This is a genomic window from Caulobacter sp. S45, from assembly GCF_009765965.1.
Classification (GTDB): Bacteria; Pseudomonadota; Alphaproteobacteria; order Caulobacterales; family Caulobacteraceae; genus CAHJWH01.
In genome coordinates, this window is the sequence record NZ_LMUL01000014.1 from 1,318,064 (window position 1) to 1,333,678 (window position 15,615).

General features: G+C 64.9%; 15 protein-coding genes. 5 read left to right on the forward strand and 10 right to left on the reverse strand.

Annotated features, from left to right (window positions below; translation table 11 throughout):
• Nucleotides 1-4: 4 nt before the first annotated feature.
• Complete coding sequence (gene ligD / locus GSQ87_RS13055) at nucleotides 5-2,632, reverse strand: DNA ligase D (RefSeq protein ID WP_158915850.1); 2,628 nt, start codon at nucleotides 2,630-2,632, stop codon at nucleotides 5-7.
• A 123-nt stretch (nucleotides 2,633-2,755) separates the two neighbouring features.
• Here ligD and GSQ87_RS13060 point away from each other — a divergent pair, with 123 nt between their 5' ends.
• The 3 genes from GSQ87_RS13060 (at nucleotide 2,756) to GSQ87_RS13070 (ending at nucleotide 6,046) form a co-directional block, all read left to right on the forward strand.
• Complete coding sequence (locus GSQ87_RS13060; protein WP_174241433.1) at nucleotides 2,756-2,998, forward strand: DUF5961 family protein; 243 nt, start codon at nucleotides 2,756-2,758, stop codon at nucleotides 2,996-2,998.
• Between the two features lie 70 nt (nucleotides 2,999-3,068).
• Complete coding sequence (locus GSQ87_RS13065) at nucleotides 3,069-3,926, forward strand: Ku protein (RefSeq protein WP_158915851.1); 858 nt, start codon at nucleotides 3,069-3,071, stop codon at nucleotides 3,924-3,926.
• 173 nt (nucleotides 3,927-4,099) lie between these two features.
• On the forward strand, nucleotides 4,100-6,046 hold the full coding sequence (locus GSQ87_RS13070) for a PAS domain-containing sensor histidine kinase (protein ID WP_158915852.1): 1,947 nt from the start codon (nucleotides 4,100-4,102) through the stop codon (nucleotides 6,044-6,046).
• Nucleotides 6,047-6,207: 161 nt separating this feature from the next.
• Here GSQ87_RS13070 and GSQ87_RS13075 read toward each other — a convergent pair whose 3' ends face one another.
• From GSQ87_RS13075 to GSQ87_RS22760, 6 genes are all read right to left on the reverse strand, one after another.
• Nucleotides 6,208-6,753, reverse strand: coding sequence for a cell envelope biogenesis protein TolA (locus tag GSQ87_RS13075; protein WP_158915853.1), 546 nt, complete (start codon nucleotides 6,751-6,753; stop codon nucleotides 6,208-6,210).
• Nucleotides 6,754-6,759: 6 nt separating this feature from the next.
• Nucleotides 6,760-6,939, reverse strand: coding sequence for a hypothetical protein (locus GSQ87_RS13080; protein WP_158915854.1), 180 nt, complete (start codon nucleotides 6,937-6,939; stop codon nucleotides 6,760-6,762).
• A 48-nt stretch (nucleotides 6,940-6,987) separates the two neighbouring features.
• Nucleotides 6,988-7,206, reverse strand: a complete 219-nt coding sequence (locus tag GSQ87_RS13085) for a hypothetical protein (RefSeq protein ID WP_254062931.1) — start codon at nucleotides 7,204-7,206, stop codon at nucleotides 6,988-6,990.
• A gap of 71 nt (nucleotides 7,207-7,277) precedes the next feature.
• Nucleotides 7,278-7,691 (reverse strand): response regulator, encoded by a 414-nt coding sequence (locus GSQ87_RS13090; protein ID WP_158915856.1) that lies wholly within the window; start codon nucleotides 7,689-7,691, stop codon nucleotides 7,278-7,280.
• 6 nt (nucleotides 7,692-7,697) lie between these two features.
• On the reverse strand, nucleotides 7,698-8,255 hold the full coding sequence (locus GSQ87_RS13095) for an exodeoxyribonuclease III (RefSeq protein WP_254062936.1): 558 nt from the start codon (nucleotides 8,253-8,255) through the stop codon (nucleotides 7,698-7,700).
• Complete coding sequence (locus GSQ87_RS22760; protein ID WP_254062944.1) at nucleotides 8,252-8,542, reverse strand: endonuclease/exonuclease/phosphatase family protein; 291 nt, start codon at nucleotides 8,540-8,542, stop codon at nucleotides 8,252-8,254. The genes GSQ87_RS13095 and GSQ87_RS22760 overlap by 4 nt, the downstream gene beginning before the upstream one ends.
• A gap of 133 nt (nucleotides 8,543-8,675) precedes the next feature.
• Here GSQ87_RS22760 and GSQ87_RS13100 point away from each other — a divergent pair, with 133 nt between their 5' ends.
• Nucleotides 8,676-8,933 carry a hypothetical protein gene (locus GSQ87_RS13100; RefSeq protein ID WP_158915857.1) on the forward strand — a complete coding sequence of 86 codons (258 nt, stop codon included), beginning with the start codon at nucleotides 8,676-8,678 and terminating at the stop codon, nucleotides 8,931-8,933.
• Between the two features lie 15 nt (nucleotides 8,934-8,948).
• On the opposite strand, the gene GSQ87_RS13105 is transcribed toward GSQ87_RS13100, so the two are convergent.
• The 3 genes from GSQ87_RS13105 to GSQ87_RS13115 all read right to left on the reverse strand — a co-directional run bounded on the left by GSQ87_RS13105 (nucleotide 8,949) and on the right by GSQ87_RS13115 (nucleotide 12,852).
• Entirely contained in the window at nucleotides 8,949-9,572 is a 624-nt protein-coding gene (locus GSQ87_RS13105; protein WP_158915858.1) for an SOS response-associated peptidase family protein, read from the reverse strand.
• A gap of 90 nt (nucleotides 9,573-9,662) precedes the next feature.
• Nucleotides 9,663-11,351 (reverse strand): ATP-binding protein, encoded by a 1,689-nt coding sequence (locus GSQ87_RS13110; protein ID WP_158915859.1) that lies wholly within the window; start codon nucleotides 11,349-11,351, stop codon nucleotides 9,663-9,665.
• Entirely contained in the window at nucleotides 11,341-12,852 is a 1,512-nt protein-coding gene (locus GSQ87_RS13115) for an ATPase domain-containing protein (RefSeq protein ID WP_158915860.1), read from the reverse strand. Before GSQ87_RS13115 ends, GSQ87_RS13110 begins: the two co-directional genes overlap by 11 nt.
• A 561-nt stretch (nucleotides 12,853-13,413) precedes the next feature.
• Between GSQ87_RS13115 and GSQ87_RS13120 the strand changes: the two genes are divergently transcribed.
• Nucleotides 13,414-15,615 (forward strand): histidine kinase dimerization/phosphoacceptor domain -containing protein, encoded by a 2,202-nt coding sequence (locus GSQ87_RS13120; RefSeq protein WP_216839291.1) that lies wholly within the window; start codon nucleotides 13,414-13,416, stop codon nucleotides 15,613-15,615.

Below are 15,615 nucleotides of genomic sequence, written 5' to 3' on the forward strand. Positions count from 1 at the left end.
CTCCTCACACCTTGCCGAGCCGCTTGATCGCGGCGGCCAGCGGCCGCTCGCCCTCGCAGTAGTCCTCCCAGGCCTTCAGCTTCTGCACCAGCGCCGGCACGGTGCGCACGGTGTAGGCGCTGGGATCGAGCCCCTTCTTCACCTGACTCCAGGTCACGGGCATGGAGACCGGAGCTCCGGGTCGCCCACGCGGGGATAGCGGCGCGACCGCCGTCGCCATGCGATCGTTACGCAGGTAGTCCAGGAAGATGCGCCCCGTGCGCTCCTTCTTGGCCATGTTGATCAGGTAGCGGTCCGGTGCCTCGGCGGCCATCACCTTGCAGACGTCGCGCGCGAACGCCTTGGCGACGGACCAGTCGATCCCCTTCGCCTTCAGCGGCGTCACCACGTGCAGGCCCTTGCCGCCCGTGGTCTTGCAGAAGCTGACCAGACCGAGTTCCTCAAGCCGATCGCGGATCTCGCGCGCGCTTTCGATCACCACCTCGAACGCGACATCCGGCGCGGGGTCGAGGTCGAACACCAACCGGCCCGACTGCTCGAGCAGAAACGGTTCGCTGTTCCAAGGGTGCAGCTCCAACGCGCCTGTCTGGGCGGCCGCCACCAGCGCCTCCACGCGATTGAACTGAATGTAGGGCTTGCGATTCCCCCAGACCTCGACCTCGGTGATCAGCGAGGACTGACCCTTAGCGCTGTGGCGCTGGAAGAAGTTCTGCGCCCCGTTGATGCCGTCGGGCATGCGGATCATCGAGCAGGGCCGGCCCTTCACGTGGGGCAGCATCCATTCGCCGACCACCTCGTAATACTGCGCCAGCTCCAGTTTGGTGACGGGCTTGCCGTCGCCCGCGTCGGGCCAGAGCGGCTTGTCGGCATGACTGATGGTGACGCCCAACACCGGGACGGAGCCGCGTGGGATCACGGTCTTGGTCCGAACCGTCACCGGCGCGGGCTCACTTAATTCGGTCGTCGCCGCGGGCGCCGGCGTTTCGGCCTCCACCTCCTGAGCCGGCTTGTCTTCGCGCAGGCCCTTGAACGACGCCTGCCGGATCGACCCGTCGCCGGTGAAGCCGGCGTACTGGATCTCGGCGACCAGCTCGGGCCGCACCCAGTGAACGCCCGCGCCCTTCTTCGGCGCACCTTTGCCTTTGAACGGGTTCACATCCGTCTCGAGCGCCTTCAACCGCGGCAGGATCCGCGCGACGACATCGCGCCCGAACCCGGTGCCGATCCGACCGACGTGGACGAGCTCGCCGTCCCGATTGACGCCGGCGATCAGCGAGCGGAAGGCGTCGCCGGTCGTGGTCCAGCCGCCGATCACCACCTCATGACCCTGGCGGCACTTGGACTTGCTCCAGCTTTCGCTGCGACCAGACTGGTAGGGCGCATCGAGCCGCTTGGAGACGATGCCTTCCAGGTCCATGCGACAAGCGGATTGCAGCACCGCGTCTCCCGCGGTGATGAAATGATCGACGTAGTGGATGTTGCTCGGGGCGGTCTCGACGTGGGCCTGCAGCCGAGCCTTCCGCTCCGACAACGGCAACGGCCGCAGGTCCGCCTTGCCGGCGAACATCTGGTCGAAGACGAAGAACACGAGGTCCTTGGTCTTGGCGTCGGAGATGGCCGCCTGCAGCGCCGCGAAGTTGGGCGCTCCGGTATGGTCTAGGGCCACCACTTCGCCGTCGATGATCCCATCGCCCAGGCCCGCGCCGGCGGCGACGATTTCGGGAAACTTCGACGACCAGTCGAGGCCCTTGCGGCTCAACAAGGTCGCCTTCCCCCCGACGGTGCGAAGCTGCATCCGATAGCCGTCGAATTTGATCTCATGGGCCCAGCCCGGACCGACCGGCGGCTTGTCCAACGACTTGGTCAACTGCGGCTCGATGAAGTCCGGCAAGCTCGTGACGGTTTTGGCCTTGGCGGTTGAGGGCTTCGGCTTAGAGGGCTCGATCAAACCCGCCGGTGCGCTGTCGTCACGGTTGCTCTGCCAGACCGCGCCCGCGTCGGCGCCCTTGGCGGTCATGAAAGGCTTGGCCGCCCTCCCCTTCCCGTTGGTGATCTCGGTCATGGTCCGGCCTGACGCGATTGATTTGTCCCCATCCGTCGGCCCAGTGACATTGCCCTCAACCGCGCCTTCGTCGCGGTGTTTGATCAGGAGCCAAGCGGTCTTCGGTTTGCCCTTGCCGTCGCCCTTCAGGCGCACGATCACCCACGAGCCGTGCATCCGCTCGCCTTCCATGACGAACTTCAGCTCACCCTTGGCTAGGGCCTGGCCGATGTTCTCTAAGCCCTTCTCCGGCGCCCAGTAGCCCCGATCCCACAGCATGACTGTGCCGCCGCCATACTGACCCTTGGGGATGGTGCCTTCGAAATCGCCGTAATCGAGCGGATGGTCCTCGACCTCCATCGCCATCCGGCGATCCTTCGGATCCAGCGACGGCGCCTTGGGCACCGCCCAGGAGCGAAAGGTCCCCCCGTATTCGAGGCGGAGGTCGAAATGCAGGTGGCTGGCGGCGTGCTTCTGGATGACGAAGCGCAAGGCCTTAGAGGGCGTGACCTTGGCGTCCTTCCCCGACGGCTCGGCCGTCCGGGAAAAGTCGCGCATGTCCTGATACTTGGCGAGCTTTGTAGCAGCCATGATTTGCTCCGACTTAGGTCAAGATCATCAACGATCACCTCGGCCACACGATCCGAGCGGGGCCGTGGCCTCGAATGAATCCTTTCTTGGTCGGGCGCGTTGAGGGAGGAGGAGACCCAGGACATGACCCAAGTCGCCCGCGACACCCGCCAATTCAGCGTCCACGCCCGTCACGTGGAGAGCCATCATGCGCGGGTGCTGGAAGAGACCTCGTTCGAGGCGGCCACGGTCGCCTACGTCGAGGACTTCCATCCGCCCCTCACCGAGGATCACGAGATCAGCGTCGTCGTCCGCGATGTGGATACGGGCCACGAGCATTGCTTTCGGATCGACTTGGACTCTGGCGAGACCGCGCCCTGCGCCTAGGCCGAACGAATCGCCTGAACGACCGTTAAGTCGAGTCTGAGCGCGCCGCCCTGGCGCCGGGGACATCGAGATGGCGTATCGTCCAAGCTGGCAAGGTCACCTGAAGCTTTCGCTCGTCACCTGTCCGGTGGCCCTCTACACCGCGACCAATTCCGGCGGCGACGTCCACTTCAACCTGATCAATCCAAAGACCAATAACCGGATCAAGATGATCACCACCGATCCGGACACCGGGCCGGTCGAGCGGTCTGCTCTGGTCAAGGGCTACGAGGTCTCCAAGGGCGAATACATCCTTTTGACCGACGAGGAGATCAAGTCGGTCAAGTTGGAGAGCACCAAGACCATCGACATCGAGCGCTTCGTGCCCGGCGACGAGATCGACCGGATTTACTGGGACAATCCCTACTACCTCGCGCCGGACGGCAAGATGGCCCAAGAGGCGTTTGGCGTGATCCGCACCGCCATGGAGAAGTCCGGCCAGATCGCCCTGGCCCGCATCGTTATGGCCACGCGCGAGCGCATCCTGGCGCTGGAGCCGCGCGGCAAGGGCATCCTCGCCTATACGATCCGTTCGGACGCCGAGGTCCGCAAGCCGGACGAGATCTTCGAGGCCATCAGCGGCGCCAAGGCGGACGCCGGGATGATCGCCATCGCCGAAAAGATCATCGAGCAGCGCGAAGGACCGTTCGACCCCTCCGCGTTCGTCGACCGTTACGAGGAAGCGTTGAAGGCGCTGATCGAAGATAAGAAGAAGGGTCACAAGCCGGCCAAGGTCGCGGATCCCGAGGACACCAACGTCGTGGACCTAATGTCGGCGCTGCGGGCCAGCTTGGCCAGCAAGGCCAAGGGCTCTGACAAGGCCGCTGCGGCCAAAGCCAAGACCACCAAGTCGGCGGCGGCCAAACCGAAAACCCGCAAGGCGAGCTGAGGGCTCGATCTTCGTCGCCGTCCGCCTTGAGTTTGCCGCCCCGGCCATAATCTCAGCGCCAAAGCCTTCCCGCGAGGCCGCACGAACGATACAGAAAGCCGCGTGGGGACGAGGGTCCGGTATTTCTGAGGGCAGCGTCGAGAGGCGCACCACTATCGTTAGAACGGGTGCGTATGCAAAATTCTCCACCCCGAACGCTTTCCGACCTCGCACCCTCTGATCGCTTTCAAATCCTGATCGATGCGGTCAAGGACTACGCCATCTACCTGTTGGATGCGGACGGTTACGTCGCGACCTGGAACACCGGCGCCGAACGCTTCAAGGGCTACACGGCCGACGAGATCATCGGCCAGCACTTCTCCGTCTTCTACACGGACGAAGATCGGACCATCGGGCTTCCCGCCCGGGCTTTGCAGACCGCCGCCTCCGAAGGTCGGTTCGAGGCGGAGGGCTGGCGCCTGCGCAAGGACGGCACGCGCTTCTGGACCCATGTGGTCATCGATCCTGTGATCGGCGAGGGCGGACGGGTCATCGGCTACGCCAAGGTCACTCGGGACATCACCGAGCGGCGGGTGGTGGACGAAGCGCTGGTGGCCAGCGAGCAGCGCTTTCGCCTGCTGGTCCAAGGCGTGCGCGACTACGCCATCTACATGCTCGATCCGGAAGGCCGCGTCACCAACTGGAACGCCGGTGCGCAAGCGATCAAGGGCTACACCGCCGAGGAGATCGTTGGGCAGCACTTCTCACGCTTCTACACCGAGGAGGATCGTGCGGCCGGCATGCCGGTGCGAGCCCTCGCGACAGCCATCGCCGAAGGGAAATTCGAAGGCGAAGCCCAGCGGATTCGTAAAAATGGCGAACGCTTCTGGGCGAACGTGGTGATTGACCCGATCTACGATAACCGTGGCGAGTTGGTTGGTTTCGCCAAGGTGACCCGCGACATCACCGACCGGCGCAAGGCGCAGGAAGAGCTCGAACGCTCACGCGAAGCGCTGGCCCAGGCGCAGAAGATGGAAGCGATCGGCCGCTTGACCGGCGGGGTCGCCCACGACTTCAATAATCTGCTGACGGTGATCCGGGCCTCGGCCGACTTCTTGCTGCGGCCAAATCTCGACGACGAAAAACGACTGCGCTACGCCCAGGCTATCGCCGACACGGCCAAGCGCGCCACCGCCCTCACCGGACAACTCCTGGCCTTTGCGCGCCGCCAGCCGCTCAAGCCTGAGGTCTTCGACGTCGGTGCGCGCCTGCGCGGCCTCCACCAGATCATTGGAACGACCATTGGAGCGTCGGTTGCCGTCGAGATTGAGCTGGCGGAGGTCGCCCAGTTGGTCGAAGCCGACCCCAGCCAGTTCGAAACCGCCGTTCTGAACATGGTCATCAACGCCCGCGACGCCATGCCGGGCGGCGGCGCCATCACGATCCGGGCGTTCGCATCGTCGGGCGTGCCCCCAGTGCGAGGCCATGCGGCGGCCACCGGCGACTTCGTCGCCGTCGAGATCGCCGACACCGGAGCCGGGATGTCGCCCGACACCCTGACCCGCGTCTTCGAGCCCTTCTTCACCACCAAGGCCATTGATAAAGGGACGGGGCTTGGTCTTAGCCAAGTCTATGGTTTCGCCAAGCAGTCGCACGGCGAGATCGATGTGCGCAGCGAAGTGGGTGTGGGAACGGCGTTCACCCTCTATCTGCCGCGGTCCCGCGCGACGCCGGAGACACCCGAGGCCCCAGTCGGGCCGATCGACGTCGCCGTTCTGCCGGCGCGCAGGATTCTCCTGGTCGAGGACAATGAAGGCGTAGGCAACTTCGCCGCCGGCCTCCTGAGGGAGTTGGGCCAGACCGTCACCTGGGTTGGGAACGGACAGAGCGCCCTCGACGCGCTGAGCCGAAACCGCGACGCCTTCGATCTGGTGTTCTCCGACGTCGTCATGCCCGGCATGAGCGGCATCGACCTCGGACAAGCGGTCAAAGCACGATGGCCAGACCTCGAGGTGGTCCTGACCAGCGGCTACAGCCACGTGATCGCGGAAGAGGGCACACACGGGTTTGAGCTGCTGCGGAAGCCCTACTCGATCGAGGGTTTGTTGGCGGCGTTGAAGCAAAGCCGGGCTGGCCCCTAGAGAAAGGTCAAACGGCGAGGTGCCTACCTTGTCAGGAGCCCGTCAGGGCTGAACGGGTTGGCGCGCCATTCCCAGGCCTGTCGGTCGGCTGGATGGCTATTGGGCCCGAAGATTGAGGCCGCCATGCCGGCGGCGGCAAACCGACCCGCAAGGCGCAAGGCTCAATCCTCGCCGCCGGCCGACCTATAGCGCTTACGCGCTTCGACCACGTCGGCCGTGGCGGCCTTCCGGCCCGCGACATAGGCCGTTTGGGCCGCGTCACGCGCCGCATCGAGCGCATCCTGTTGAGTGCGGAACGACGCCTCCTCGCGCTTGCGGTCGCCGTCGAGCTGTCGCAGGGCGGCCTCGGCCGCATCCAAGGCGCGGCGATCGGCGGGCGGCTTGGGCGCCGCAGAGGACTTCGCCTTCGCCGTCGCCTTAGGCGCCGGCGTCTTCGGCGCATCGGGCACGCTCGGCAAGCCCGTCGGCTCAACGGCGAAGGCGTCGTCGGTGCCGACAGCACGGCGCAGAGGTGTTTCGGGGTGCGCCAGCGCCGCCGCGACCGCCTTCGGATCGGTGGCGGGCTTGGCTTGCCCGTCCGCGAACAGATTTTGGCGAACGCCCCAGGCGCGCAAAGCGGCGGCCTGGCTCGGCACGGCGACGACGGTGTCGAAGAATCCGAACTGAGCCTGAAAGACCTTCAGCTTACGGGCTGAGGACTTCGCCAAGCTGGATTACTTGGCGTGGCCGTCGCCACGGTCGCCCTGACCGGGCTTGGCTGCGTGCGTGGCCTTATGGTGCGCGTCGGACGAGAGGGACGCGCGCTCCTCGACCGAGGTCTTGATCCGGCCCTGGTCGTCGCGGCGGATGTAGCGTTTGTCGCCATTGGGGGCGATTTCTTCGCGCTTGGACATGTGTTCCTCCTATCGAAAGGGGAAGCCCGAGATGTCGCGATTGTTCCGTTAAACCTTGGCCAACCGCCGACGGTTGGCGCGGACCTTGCGTCTATAGTGGGCTAACGTCTTGGACGTCGCGCCCGCCGCTGTAAATCCGAGCGCGCCGGTCATCGCCAAGGTCTGCAGCGCCAACGCCGTCTGCACCTTTTCGCGGACCATCAGCTCAGATTCCGCCGCCGCAGCAGGGCCGCCCGCCGCGATCTTCAGGGTCCGCAGACCGATCACCGACGACGCTTCAAGTCCTAGGGACCAAGCGCTTAGACCGATCCCTGGCCAGAGATTGCGACGGCGGCCCATCAGGCGGCCAAGGCGAACATATAGTCAGGGAGCGGTTCGGTGCGCTCGCCCTGGGCCATCCGCCGTACGGCGGCCAGCGCCGCGGGCATGAGATCCGCGTTATAGGGCTTGGGCAGACACGCTACAGCGCCTGTGCCGCTCATGCCTTCAACCTCGTCGCATTGGCCCGTGGCGAACAAGACGGCCGTGGCGAAGTCGCCGCAGAGCGCCTTCGCAACAACCCGCCCATCCCCGGGATTGAGGCTGATGTCCACGATGGCGAGCTCTGGGCGAAACCGCTCCGCCAGGGCCAGCGCTTCGGCTTCAGAGGCCGCGACGCCGCAGACGTTGAAGCCCGCGGCGAGCAAGCTTTGCTCGACATCTAAAGCAATGAGCGGGTCGTCTTCGACAATAAGGACGCGCGAGTTTGTCATCCGAGGCTAACCGTCCTGCCCACAACTCGTTCCGTTATAAGGCGCCTTTCGAATACGTGGCGGCCGCCTCCCGCTCGAGCCCCGCTCAAGATCAATCCAGGCCGGAGCATGGTCGCTGGCGTTGGGCTCGCCACGCACCCAGCGGTCGACGCCGCCAGCCGTCAAGCTCGCGACGAGGTCGGGCGAAAGCAGGAGGTGATCGAGGCGCATCCCTTTGTCCGTCGCCCAGCGTTGGCGCAGATAGCCCCAGAACGTCCAAAGCGGCCCCTCAGGCTGCAAGGCGCGCAGACTGTCGGTCCAGCCCTGGTCGAGCAGCCGCGCGTAGGCCGCCCGGCTCTCCGGCTGGATCAGGGCGTTCCCGTCCATAGACCGGCTCGGATAGTAGTCCTGGTCGGTGGGCACGACGTTATAGTCACCCGCTAGGATCACTGGGATTCCGGCGGCCTTCAGCGTCGCGGCGTGGGCGATCAACCGTTCGAACCAAGCGAGTTTATAGGCGAACTTGGGACCGGGTTGCGGGTTGCCATTCGGCAGATAAAGGCAGCCGATCAGGATGCCGTTCACGGCCGCTTCGATATAGCGGGCTGGCGGTCGTTCGGATCGCCCGACAGGCTTGAGCGGGTCAAGACCGGCTTTGCGCCCCTCGCCAGAATCGCGACTCCGTTCCAGGTCCGCTCGCCGACCCAGACCGCGCCGTACCCCAATTCGTCCAGAACGTCTGCGGGAAAAGCCCCCTGCTCGGCTTTCAATTCTTGAAGGCAGACGACGTCGGGTTCGGCTTCACCCAGCCAGGCGATCAGGTTGTCCAACCGCTTGGTGATGGCGTTGATATTGAAGGTGGCGATCCTCATCGCAACATAACGCATAGCGCGTGGGCCGGATCGCTGGCCGACGCCGCCTCAGCCCGAAGCTCATCGCCGCCCGTGACGAGAGGTCGCCGCGCCGCCTCTCGACGGCGAAATAGCGGGACCTATACCGTTCGGCATGTCCCTGACCGATTCCATCGACGCCGCCATGATCGCGGCCGTCGAGCAGCACGCCCGGCCGTTCCGCTTGGATCTTACTGAACTCCAGATCGAGGCTTTGCGGGCCTACGGACAACTGGGCGAGCCGGTGGGCCCCAAGACAACCTCTCCGGGCGCTTATAAGGCGATCAACATATACCCGACCTTCGTGGCGAGCACGCTCATGGCGCAGCTCAGCACCGAGTTTGGCGCCCTCATCTTTCCCATCAAGGGGTGAGCGGCGGCGGGCTGGTCACGCCGCCAGATCGACGCCGTCCTTTCGCAGCGGGGTGACCTTGAACGTCCCCGCCAGCGGAGCCTTGAGCATCGTCTCGGGCGGCTGCGCGAACGTCAGCCAATCCAGGCCCGCGTCTGGTGCGAAGGTGACGATCTGGCGGTCGTGGTAGGGCTTGAGGTCGGGGCCAGGCTCGGTGGTTAAAAGCGTGTAGCAGCCCTGCTTGACGATGCCGGCGATCCAGAACCAGGGCTCATCTTTCATTTCGAAAAGATGTCGATCTTTCAGCTTCACCTTCGGCATTTTCGGCGTTGTGTACTCATAGAATCCATCGGCGAACACCAGCACGCGGTCGCTTTTGCTGAAATCACAAAGCTCGCGCTCACCTTTCTTCTTCTCGGTGACATAGTTGAACACCGGCGCGCTGGTCGGCCCCTTCCAGGCCCAGGGCGTCATGGATCCAACCAGCTTATCGCCGCGAAGCCGGACGATTGGGGCGCTGTCGCTGATCCGAATGCTCTCCTTGGGGCCAAGATCGTTTGGAATCCGCCCCTCCGACCACTCGAACGAAGGCATCCTGCGCTTGGCCAGATCCTCCATCAGGGTTTCGAAGGCTTTGCGCTGGGCCGTCTCGTTGCACATGGCTCGCTCTCCTGCCCGATTGAACGCACGCGCTTTGAGACGCGCGGGCGCGGTCAACATCGCGGTCGTCCACCGCAGCGGCCGCAGATTTTACCGCTGTGTCTCCTGTCCCGCAATCGGCGGCGGCAGCAGTCGACTGATCTGGGCCGACAACTGATCTTGCGTATAAGGTTTTGCAAGCCGAGGCAGATCGATCGCCTCCTCACCATCGAGCTCCGCATAGCCCGTGGCCAAGAGGATCGGAATTTCGGGGGCGCGCGCGCGAACCGTCATCGCGAGCTCCATGCCGGTCATGCCGGGCATGGCGTGGTCGGTGATGATCAAGTCGGGCCGCAGACCGTTGTTGAGGACGTCGAGCGCGTCGACGGCCGAGTTCACATCGATGACGTTGTGGCCGAGATCTTCCAGAAGCGCGACCGTGCTCGCCGCGATCAGCGGGTCGTCGTCGACGAGGAGGATGGTGGCCGGCGCGGCCGCGTCCCCAACGGCGACGGCCGGCGTCTTGACGGCCGGCGTCTGGCTGGCCACCGGCAGCCAGAGCGTCGCCGTCGTCCCCTCGCCCTCAACGCTCGCCAGCCGGAACGCCCCACCGGTCTGGTCCGCCAGGCCGTGAACCATGGAGAGGCCGAGCCCCGTCCCCTTGCCCACGCCCTTGGTGGAGAAGAAGGGCTCAATCGCCCTGGCGAGGGTCGCGGCGCTCATGCCCGTCCCGGTGTCGCGAACCCAAAGCTTCACGTAGCGGCCCGCAGGCAGGTCCAGAGCGGCGGCGTCTTCGGGTTTGGCCAGCGCCAATCCGATCTGCAGCACGCCGCCCGAGGGCATCGCGTCGCGGGCGTTCACCGCCAAGTTCAAAAGCGCCATCTCCAACTGGTTCGGGTCGACGGTCACCGCAGGGAGGTCGGTCGGCGCCGACACCTCGACCTTGAGGCGAGGGCCGATGGATCGCTCGACCAAGCCCCGCATATCGTCAATCAAGCCGAGCATGTCGGTCGGGCGCACCTGCAACTCCTGCTTCCGGGCGAACGCGAGGAGCCGCTGGGTTAGGGTCGCGCCCCGGCGCGCGCCCTCCATCGCCCCGTGCAGCAACCGCGTCGTGCGCGGATCGGGGCTGATTTTTCGGCTGAGGAGATCCAGGTTGCCGATGACCGCCATCAGGAGGTTGTTGAAGTCGTGGGCGACACCGCCCACCAACTGCCCCATGGTTTCGAGCTTTTGCGCCTGCGACAGCGCCGCCTGGGCCCGCTCGCGACGCAGGCTCTCCTCGGACAGCTTGTCGTTAGCCCGCAGCAAATCGCCGGTGCGCTCGCCCACCAGACGCTCAAGTTCGGCGGCGGCATGTCTTTGCGCCTCGAGATAACTGCGCGCTTGATATTGGCGGCGTCGCGCGCGCGCTGCGGCCTTGACCGCAACTTGGAGCGTGATCGCCTGGAGCGGTCGTTCGAGGAAGGAGACGTTTTGCAACCGGTCCACCAATTGGCGGCGAAAGGCCGTGAACCGGGGTCCTTCGCTGCGAATGGTGAGCACCAAGAACGGCTGATCCGACCACGGCAGCTGGGCCTGCACCCAAGCCGCGAGCGCATCGAGGGATTTGCCATAGAGGGCCTCCTCCGCCACCACCACGGCGATCAGACGCTCGTCGAGCGCATCGACCAACGAGGCCAAATCCGGGCAGACTTGCGGCGTGAACCCGACCTGTTCGATCAAGCGCGCACTGGCCTGGGCGTCCCGGCCGACCGGCGCGAGGATGAGAACGACGTTGGGCGGCGCTTCAATCGTCACCGATCGTCTCTGTCGGCAATAAGGGCTTGGCCTCGCCGTGGTAGGTGGGCGTCCCGCTGAAGATGCCGCTGAAGCCCTTGAGTGGCGGGCCTACACCGACGCCGTGGCTGCTCAAGGTGAACTCGCGAATGGCGTGTTCGTGCTTGCCGCTGCGCTTCTTGACCACCGACAGCGCTCGCCGGACGGTGCCGTCAAACTCGAAATACCGCAGCATGATCACAGCGTCCGCCAGGTAGCTGATGTCGAGCGGCGTTTCCATGGGCCCGACCAAGCCGTGCTGCGCCAGGACGAGGATGGTCATCACCCCAAGCTGGCTCAGATAGCTGAGCAGTTCGTGCATCTGCAGGATCAAGAAACGCTCGTCCGGCATCGCGTTCAAATAGCCGTTCAGACTGTCGATAATGACGATCCGCGCGTTCTCGACCTCTACCGCCGTTCGAACCCGGTCGGCGAATTCCCCCGGGGACAATTCGGCCGGATCGATTTGCTCGACGGTGATCAGGCCCTTGTCGGTGGCCGCTTGAAGGGGCAACCCGAGCGTTCGCGCCCGCGCGCCCATGGTGCCGCGGCCCTCGTCAAAGGCGAAGATGAAGGTCCGCTCGCCGCGATCAGCGGCGGCGACGGCGTAGGTCAGGGCGAGCGAGGACTTTCCCACCCCCGCGGCGCCGATCAGGAGCGCATTGGTTCCCCGCTCGAGGCCGCCCCCTAGAAGGGTGTCGAGTTCGAGGTTGCCGCTCGGGACCAGGTCGCCATCGAAGTCCTTGTGGTGTTCGGCGGCGATCAGGCGTGGAAAGATCTTCAAGCCCCCACGGGCGATGATGAAATCGTGAAAGCCGCCCTTGAAATCGATCCCGCGCATCTTGACGACCCGAAGTCGGCGGCGCGCAGCGCCGTAGTCGATCGCCAGTTGCTCGAGCAACACGACCCCGTGAGCGATCGAGTGAAGTTGCAGATCGTTTTGCTGAGACGACAGGTCGTCAAGCAGAATCACAGTGGCGTTGCGACCGGAAAAGAAATGCTTCAGGGCGAGGATTTGACGGCGATAGCGCAAGGGACTCTGGGCCAGCAGGCGCAATTCCGACAGGCTATCGATGACCACGCGCGTCGGGTCGAGCTTCTCCACCGTGTCGAAGATCAGCTGGGTGGTCTCGCTGAGCTCCATGTCGGCGGGCTGCAACAGGGTCAGCTCTTGGCTCGGATCCAGGGTGGTCTCCGGCGGGACCAGCTCGAAGACGGTGACGCCTTTAAGCGACCAGCCGTGCCGTTTGGCGACCAGGCTCAGCTCGCGCTCGGTTTCAGAGAGCGCGATATAGAGGGTCGCCTCGCCCTTGGTGGCCCCTTCCAGCAAGAACTGTAGCGCCAGGGTGGTTTTCCCCGAGCCCGGTCGACCCTCGTAGAGATACATGCGCTCGGGATCGAAGCCGCCGCCCAGAATGTTATCAAGCCCCGCGCTCCCGCTGGAGATCGTTTCGGGGTCGTGATCATCAGAGGAATTATCCATGCGGCCTCCAAATAGCGATCACGGGTTTCGCGCCTAGCCCCTAATCCCAAACGGAGCCTCAAGTTGCCATAACGCCTCAACCGCCCAGTGGATCGGCTTTCCGCGAAACGGCGCCGAGCGCCGGCCACAAGTCCGTATGGATGACTGATCGTCGGGCCAGCCGGTGGGGTCTCGGGTTCGTCCATGAGGTGACCTCGGAAGAGATCAACTCCCGGCGGGCGAGCCCGGTGCAGAGCCGCGGTCTTCGCCTCACCGCCCACAATGCCGAACAAGTGGCGGCATCGAGGTGTAGATCGTCATGAGGTCGAGAGCGATCAGCATCTCGTCCTAGATAATCAGAACGTGGCACAGGTCCTGGTTGTCTCAATGGGCCGCACCCCCGTATCTAGGGATTCTCAGGCTGCGTCCATTCTATTTTCCGCGCCGCGAGGAGGCGCTCACGCGACTTGGCCGCGGACAGATATTTATATTTGCCGCGCGCTATTCCGAAAAGCCAAGCTTAGGGTCCGAAGGACGGCGGCTGAGGCCTCCCCGCTTCAACGGTTCGTCTGAAAGGGCCTCTTGTCCGACCCCATCAATACCTCGCAACTGGGGGCGACCGTTCGGTCTGGTGGCGTCGCCGCCGGCGCGGCTCAGCGTCTCGGCGGCGTGGCCCTGAGCGATCTCACGGCTTGCGACCGCGAGCCCATTCACATCCCCGGATCGATTCAGCCCCACGGCCTCTTGCTGGTGGCGGCCGCGATCAACCTCGTGGTGTTTGGGGGCGCGGGAGATGTCGAGGGACGCCTGGCGGCCGATTGGCTAGGCCGAACCTTGGCCGATCTGCTGGACCAGGACGTCCGCGCCAGGCTCGACGCCGCGCCCGACAGCACGACCATCGTCTTGAACCAGGTCGATCGGATGGGGCAAACGTTCGACGCCACGGCCCATCGGTCGGAGGGCTGGATCGTGGTTGAGCTTGAGCCGGCCTCCCCTCGCGTCATGTCTGCGGCTGACGCCCTGTCCGCCTTGGACATTTCCGCCACGCTGTTCGAGCGGGCCGCGGGCCTGCGAGAACTCTGCGCTCAGGCCGCGGTGGCGTTTCGGCGGCTGACTGGGTTTGATCGCGTGATGGTCTACCGGTTTCTCGACGACGACGCGGGCGTCGTGCTCGCCGAAGACCGCGATCCCATGCTCCCATCCTTCCTGAACCACCACTTCCCCGCTTCAGACATCCCCAAGCAGGCGCGGGCGCTCTATGTGCGCAATCGCGTGCGGATCATCCCCGACGTCACCTATGAGCCCGCGCCGTTGCGGTCGGCGTCCAACGATCTCTCGGCCCTGGACATGAGCGACGTGGCGCTTCGAAGCGTGTCTCCGATCCACCTCCAATATTTGAGGAACATGGGTGTGGCGGCCTCGGCCTCGATCTCGATCGTCCGGGACGGCGTGCTCTGGGGCCTGATCGCCTGTCACAACCAGACGCCCCGGCGATTGCGGTCCGACGTTCGCCTCGCCTGTCAGGCGTTGGCCAGCAGCCTGTCCCGCCAAATCCGGGCCAAGCAGGAGGCGGAGCACTATCGCGAACGCATCCGGCTGCGCTCGCTCGAAGACGCTGCGATGGCTGAGTTCAATGGCGGGGAGTCCCTCAACACCTTTTTCGCCAGCACCGGTGAAAAGCTTTGCAGCATGCTCGCCGCGACCGGCTTCGCGGCCGTTCAGGGCGACGACCTGCACCTCTCCGGCGTTTGCCCCGATCCGGAGGCGGTCCGGGAGCTGGCGATCTGGGTACAGGGCCGCATCGCCCTCGAACCGTTCAGCGCCCACAATCTGGCGGCGCTCCATCCACCGGCCCAAGCCTACCAGGATCGCGCCAGCGGTGTTCTCGCCACCACCATGTCGACCGACCAGTCCACGGTTTTGATGTGGTTCCGGCCAGAGGAGCTGGAAGAGGTCAACTGGGCTGGCAATCCGCACAAGGCGGTCGACGCCGATCCTGAGGCCGTCCTGACGCCGCGGGCCTCCTTCGAGACCTGGAGTCAAGCCATTCGCGGACGGGCGCAGCCCTGGAGACTGCTGGAGATCGAGTCGGCCAACCGGCTGATGCGCAACGTCTTCGAAGCGCGCCAGAACCGCCGTATGCGCGAGTTGAACCGCAAGTTGACTGCGACGCTCAACGACAACGAGCAGCTGCTTCGACAAAAGGACTACCTGCTGAAGGAGGTGGACCACCGCACTCAGAACAGTCTGCAACTGGTGTCCGCCTTCCTTGGACTGCAGGCGAAGACCGAGTCCGATGGCGCTCTGACCCGCCACCTCGAGGAAGCGCAACGGCGGGTGTCGGCGGTGGCGCTGGTGCATCGCCGGCTCTACAGCGACGAGCGGGCGGAGACGGTGGACCTATCCCGTTATCTGGCGGATCTCTGCACCGAGCTCAAATCCTCGATGGGCGGCGCGTGGGCTAACGAGATCACCACCCATCTGGCCCCGATCATCGTTTCGGCGGACGAGGCCGTGCACGTCGGGCTGATCCTTACCGAGCTGGTGATCAATGCGAACAAGTACGCCTATGCCGGCGCGCCGGGACCGATCTCGATCACGTTGGAGCAGCACGGGTCCCGCTTCCGGCTGATCGTGGCGGACAACGGCCAAGGGAAGAGTGGCACGCGACAGGGGTTTGGGTCCCGCATGCTCGCCGCCATGGTCCAACAATTGTCCGGCACGTTCGAAGAGGCCAGCAACGCACCGGGCCTTCGAGTCGCTGTCACCGCGCCGATCAAATAA

Coding starts and splice junctions, on each gene's coding strand:
- ligD (WP_158915850.1), bottom strand. CDS start 2,632: ATGGCTGCTACAAAGCTCGCCAAGTATCAGGACATGCGCGACTTTTCC.
- GSQ87_RS13060 (WP_174241433.1), top strand. CDS start 2,756: ATGACCCAAGTCGCCCGCGACACCCGCCAATTCAGCGTCCACGCCCGT.
- GSQ87_RS13065 (WP_158915851.1), top strand. CDS start 3,069: ATGGCGTATCGTCCAAGCTGGCAAGGTCACCTGAAGCTTTCGCTCGTC.
- GSQ87_RS13070 (WP_158915852.1), top strand. CDS start 4,100: ATGCAAAATTCTCCACCCCGAACGCTTTCCGACCTCGCACCCTCTGAT.
- GSQ87_RS13080 (WP_158915854.1), bottom strand. CDS start 6,939: ATGTCCAAGCGCGAAGAAATCGCCCCCAATGGCGACAAACGCTACATC.
- GSQ87_RS13090 (WP_158915856.1), bottom strand. CDS start 7,691: ATGACAAACTCGCGCGTCCTTATTGTCGAAGACGACCCGCTCATTGCT.
- GSQ87_RS22760 (WP_254062944.1), bottom strand. CDS start 8,542: ATGAGGATCGCCACCTTCAATATCAACGCCATCACCAAGCGGTTGGAC.
- GSQ87_RS13100 (WP_158915857.1), top strand. CDS start 8,676: ATGTCCCTGACCGATTCCATCGACGCCGCCATGATCGCGGCCGTCGAG.
- GSQ87_RS13105 (WP_158915858.1), bottom strand. CDS start 9,572: ATGTGCAACGAGACGGCCCAGCGCAAAGCCTTCGAAACCCTGATGGAG.
- GSQ87_RS13115 (WP_158915860.1), bottom strand. CDS start 12,852: ATGGATAATTCCTCTGATGATCACGACCCCGAAACGATCTCCAGCGGG.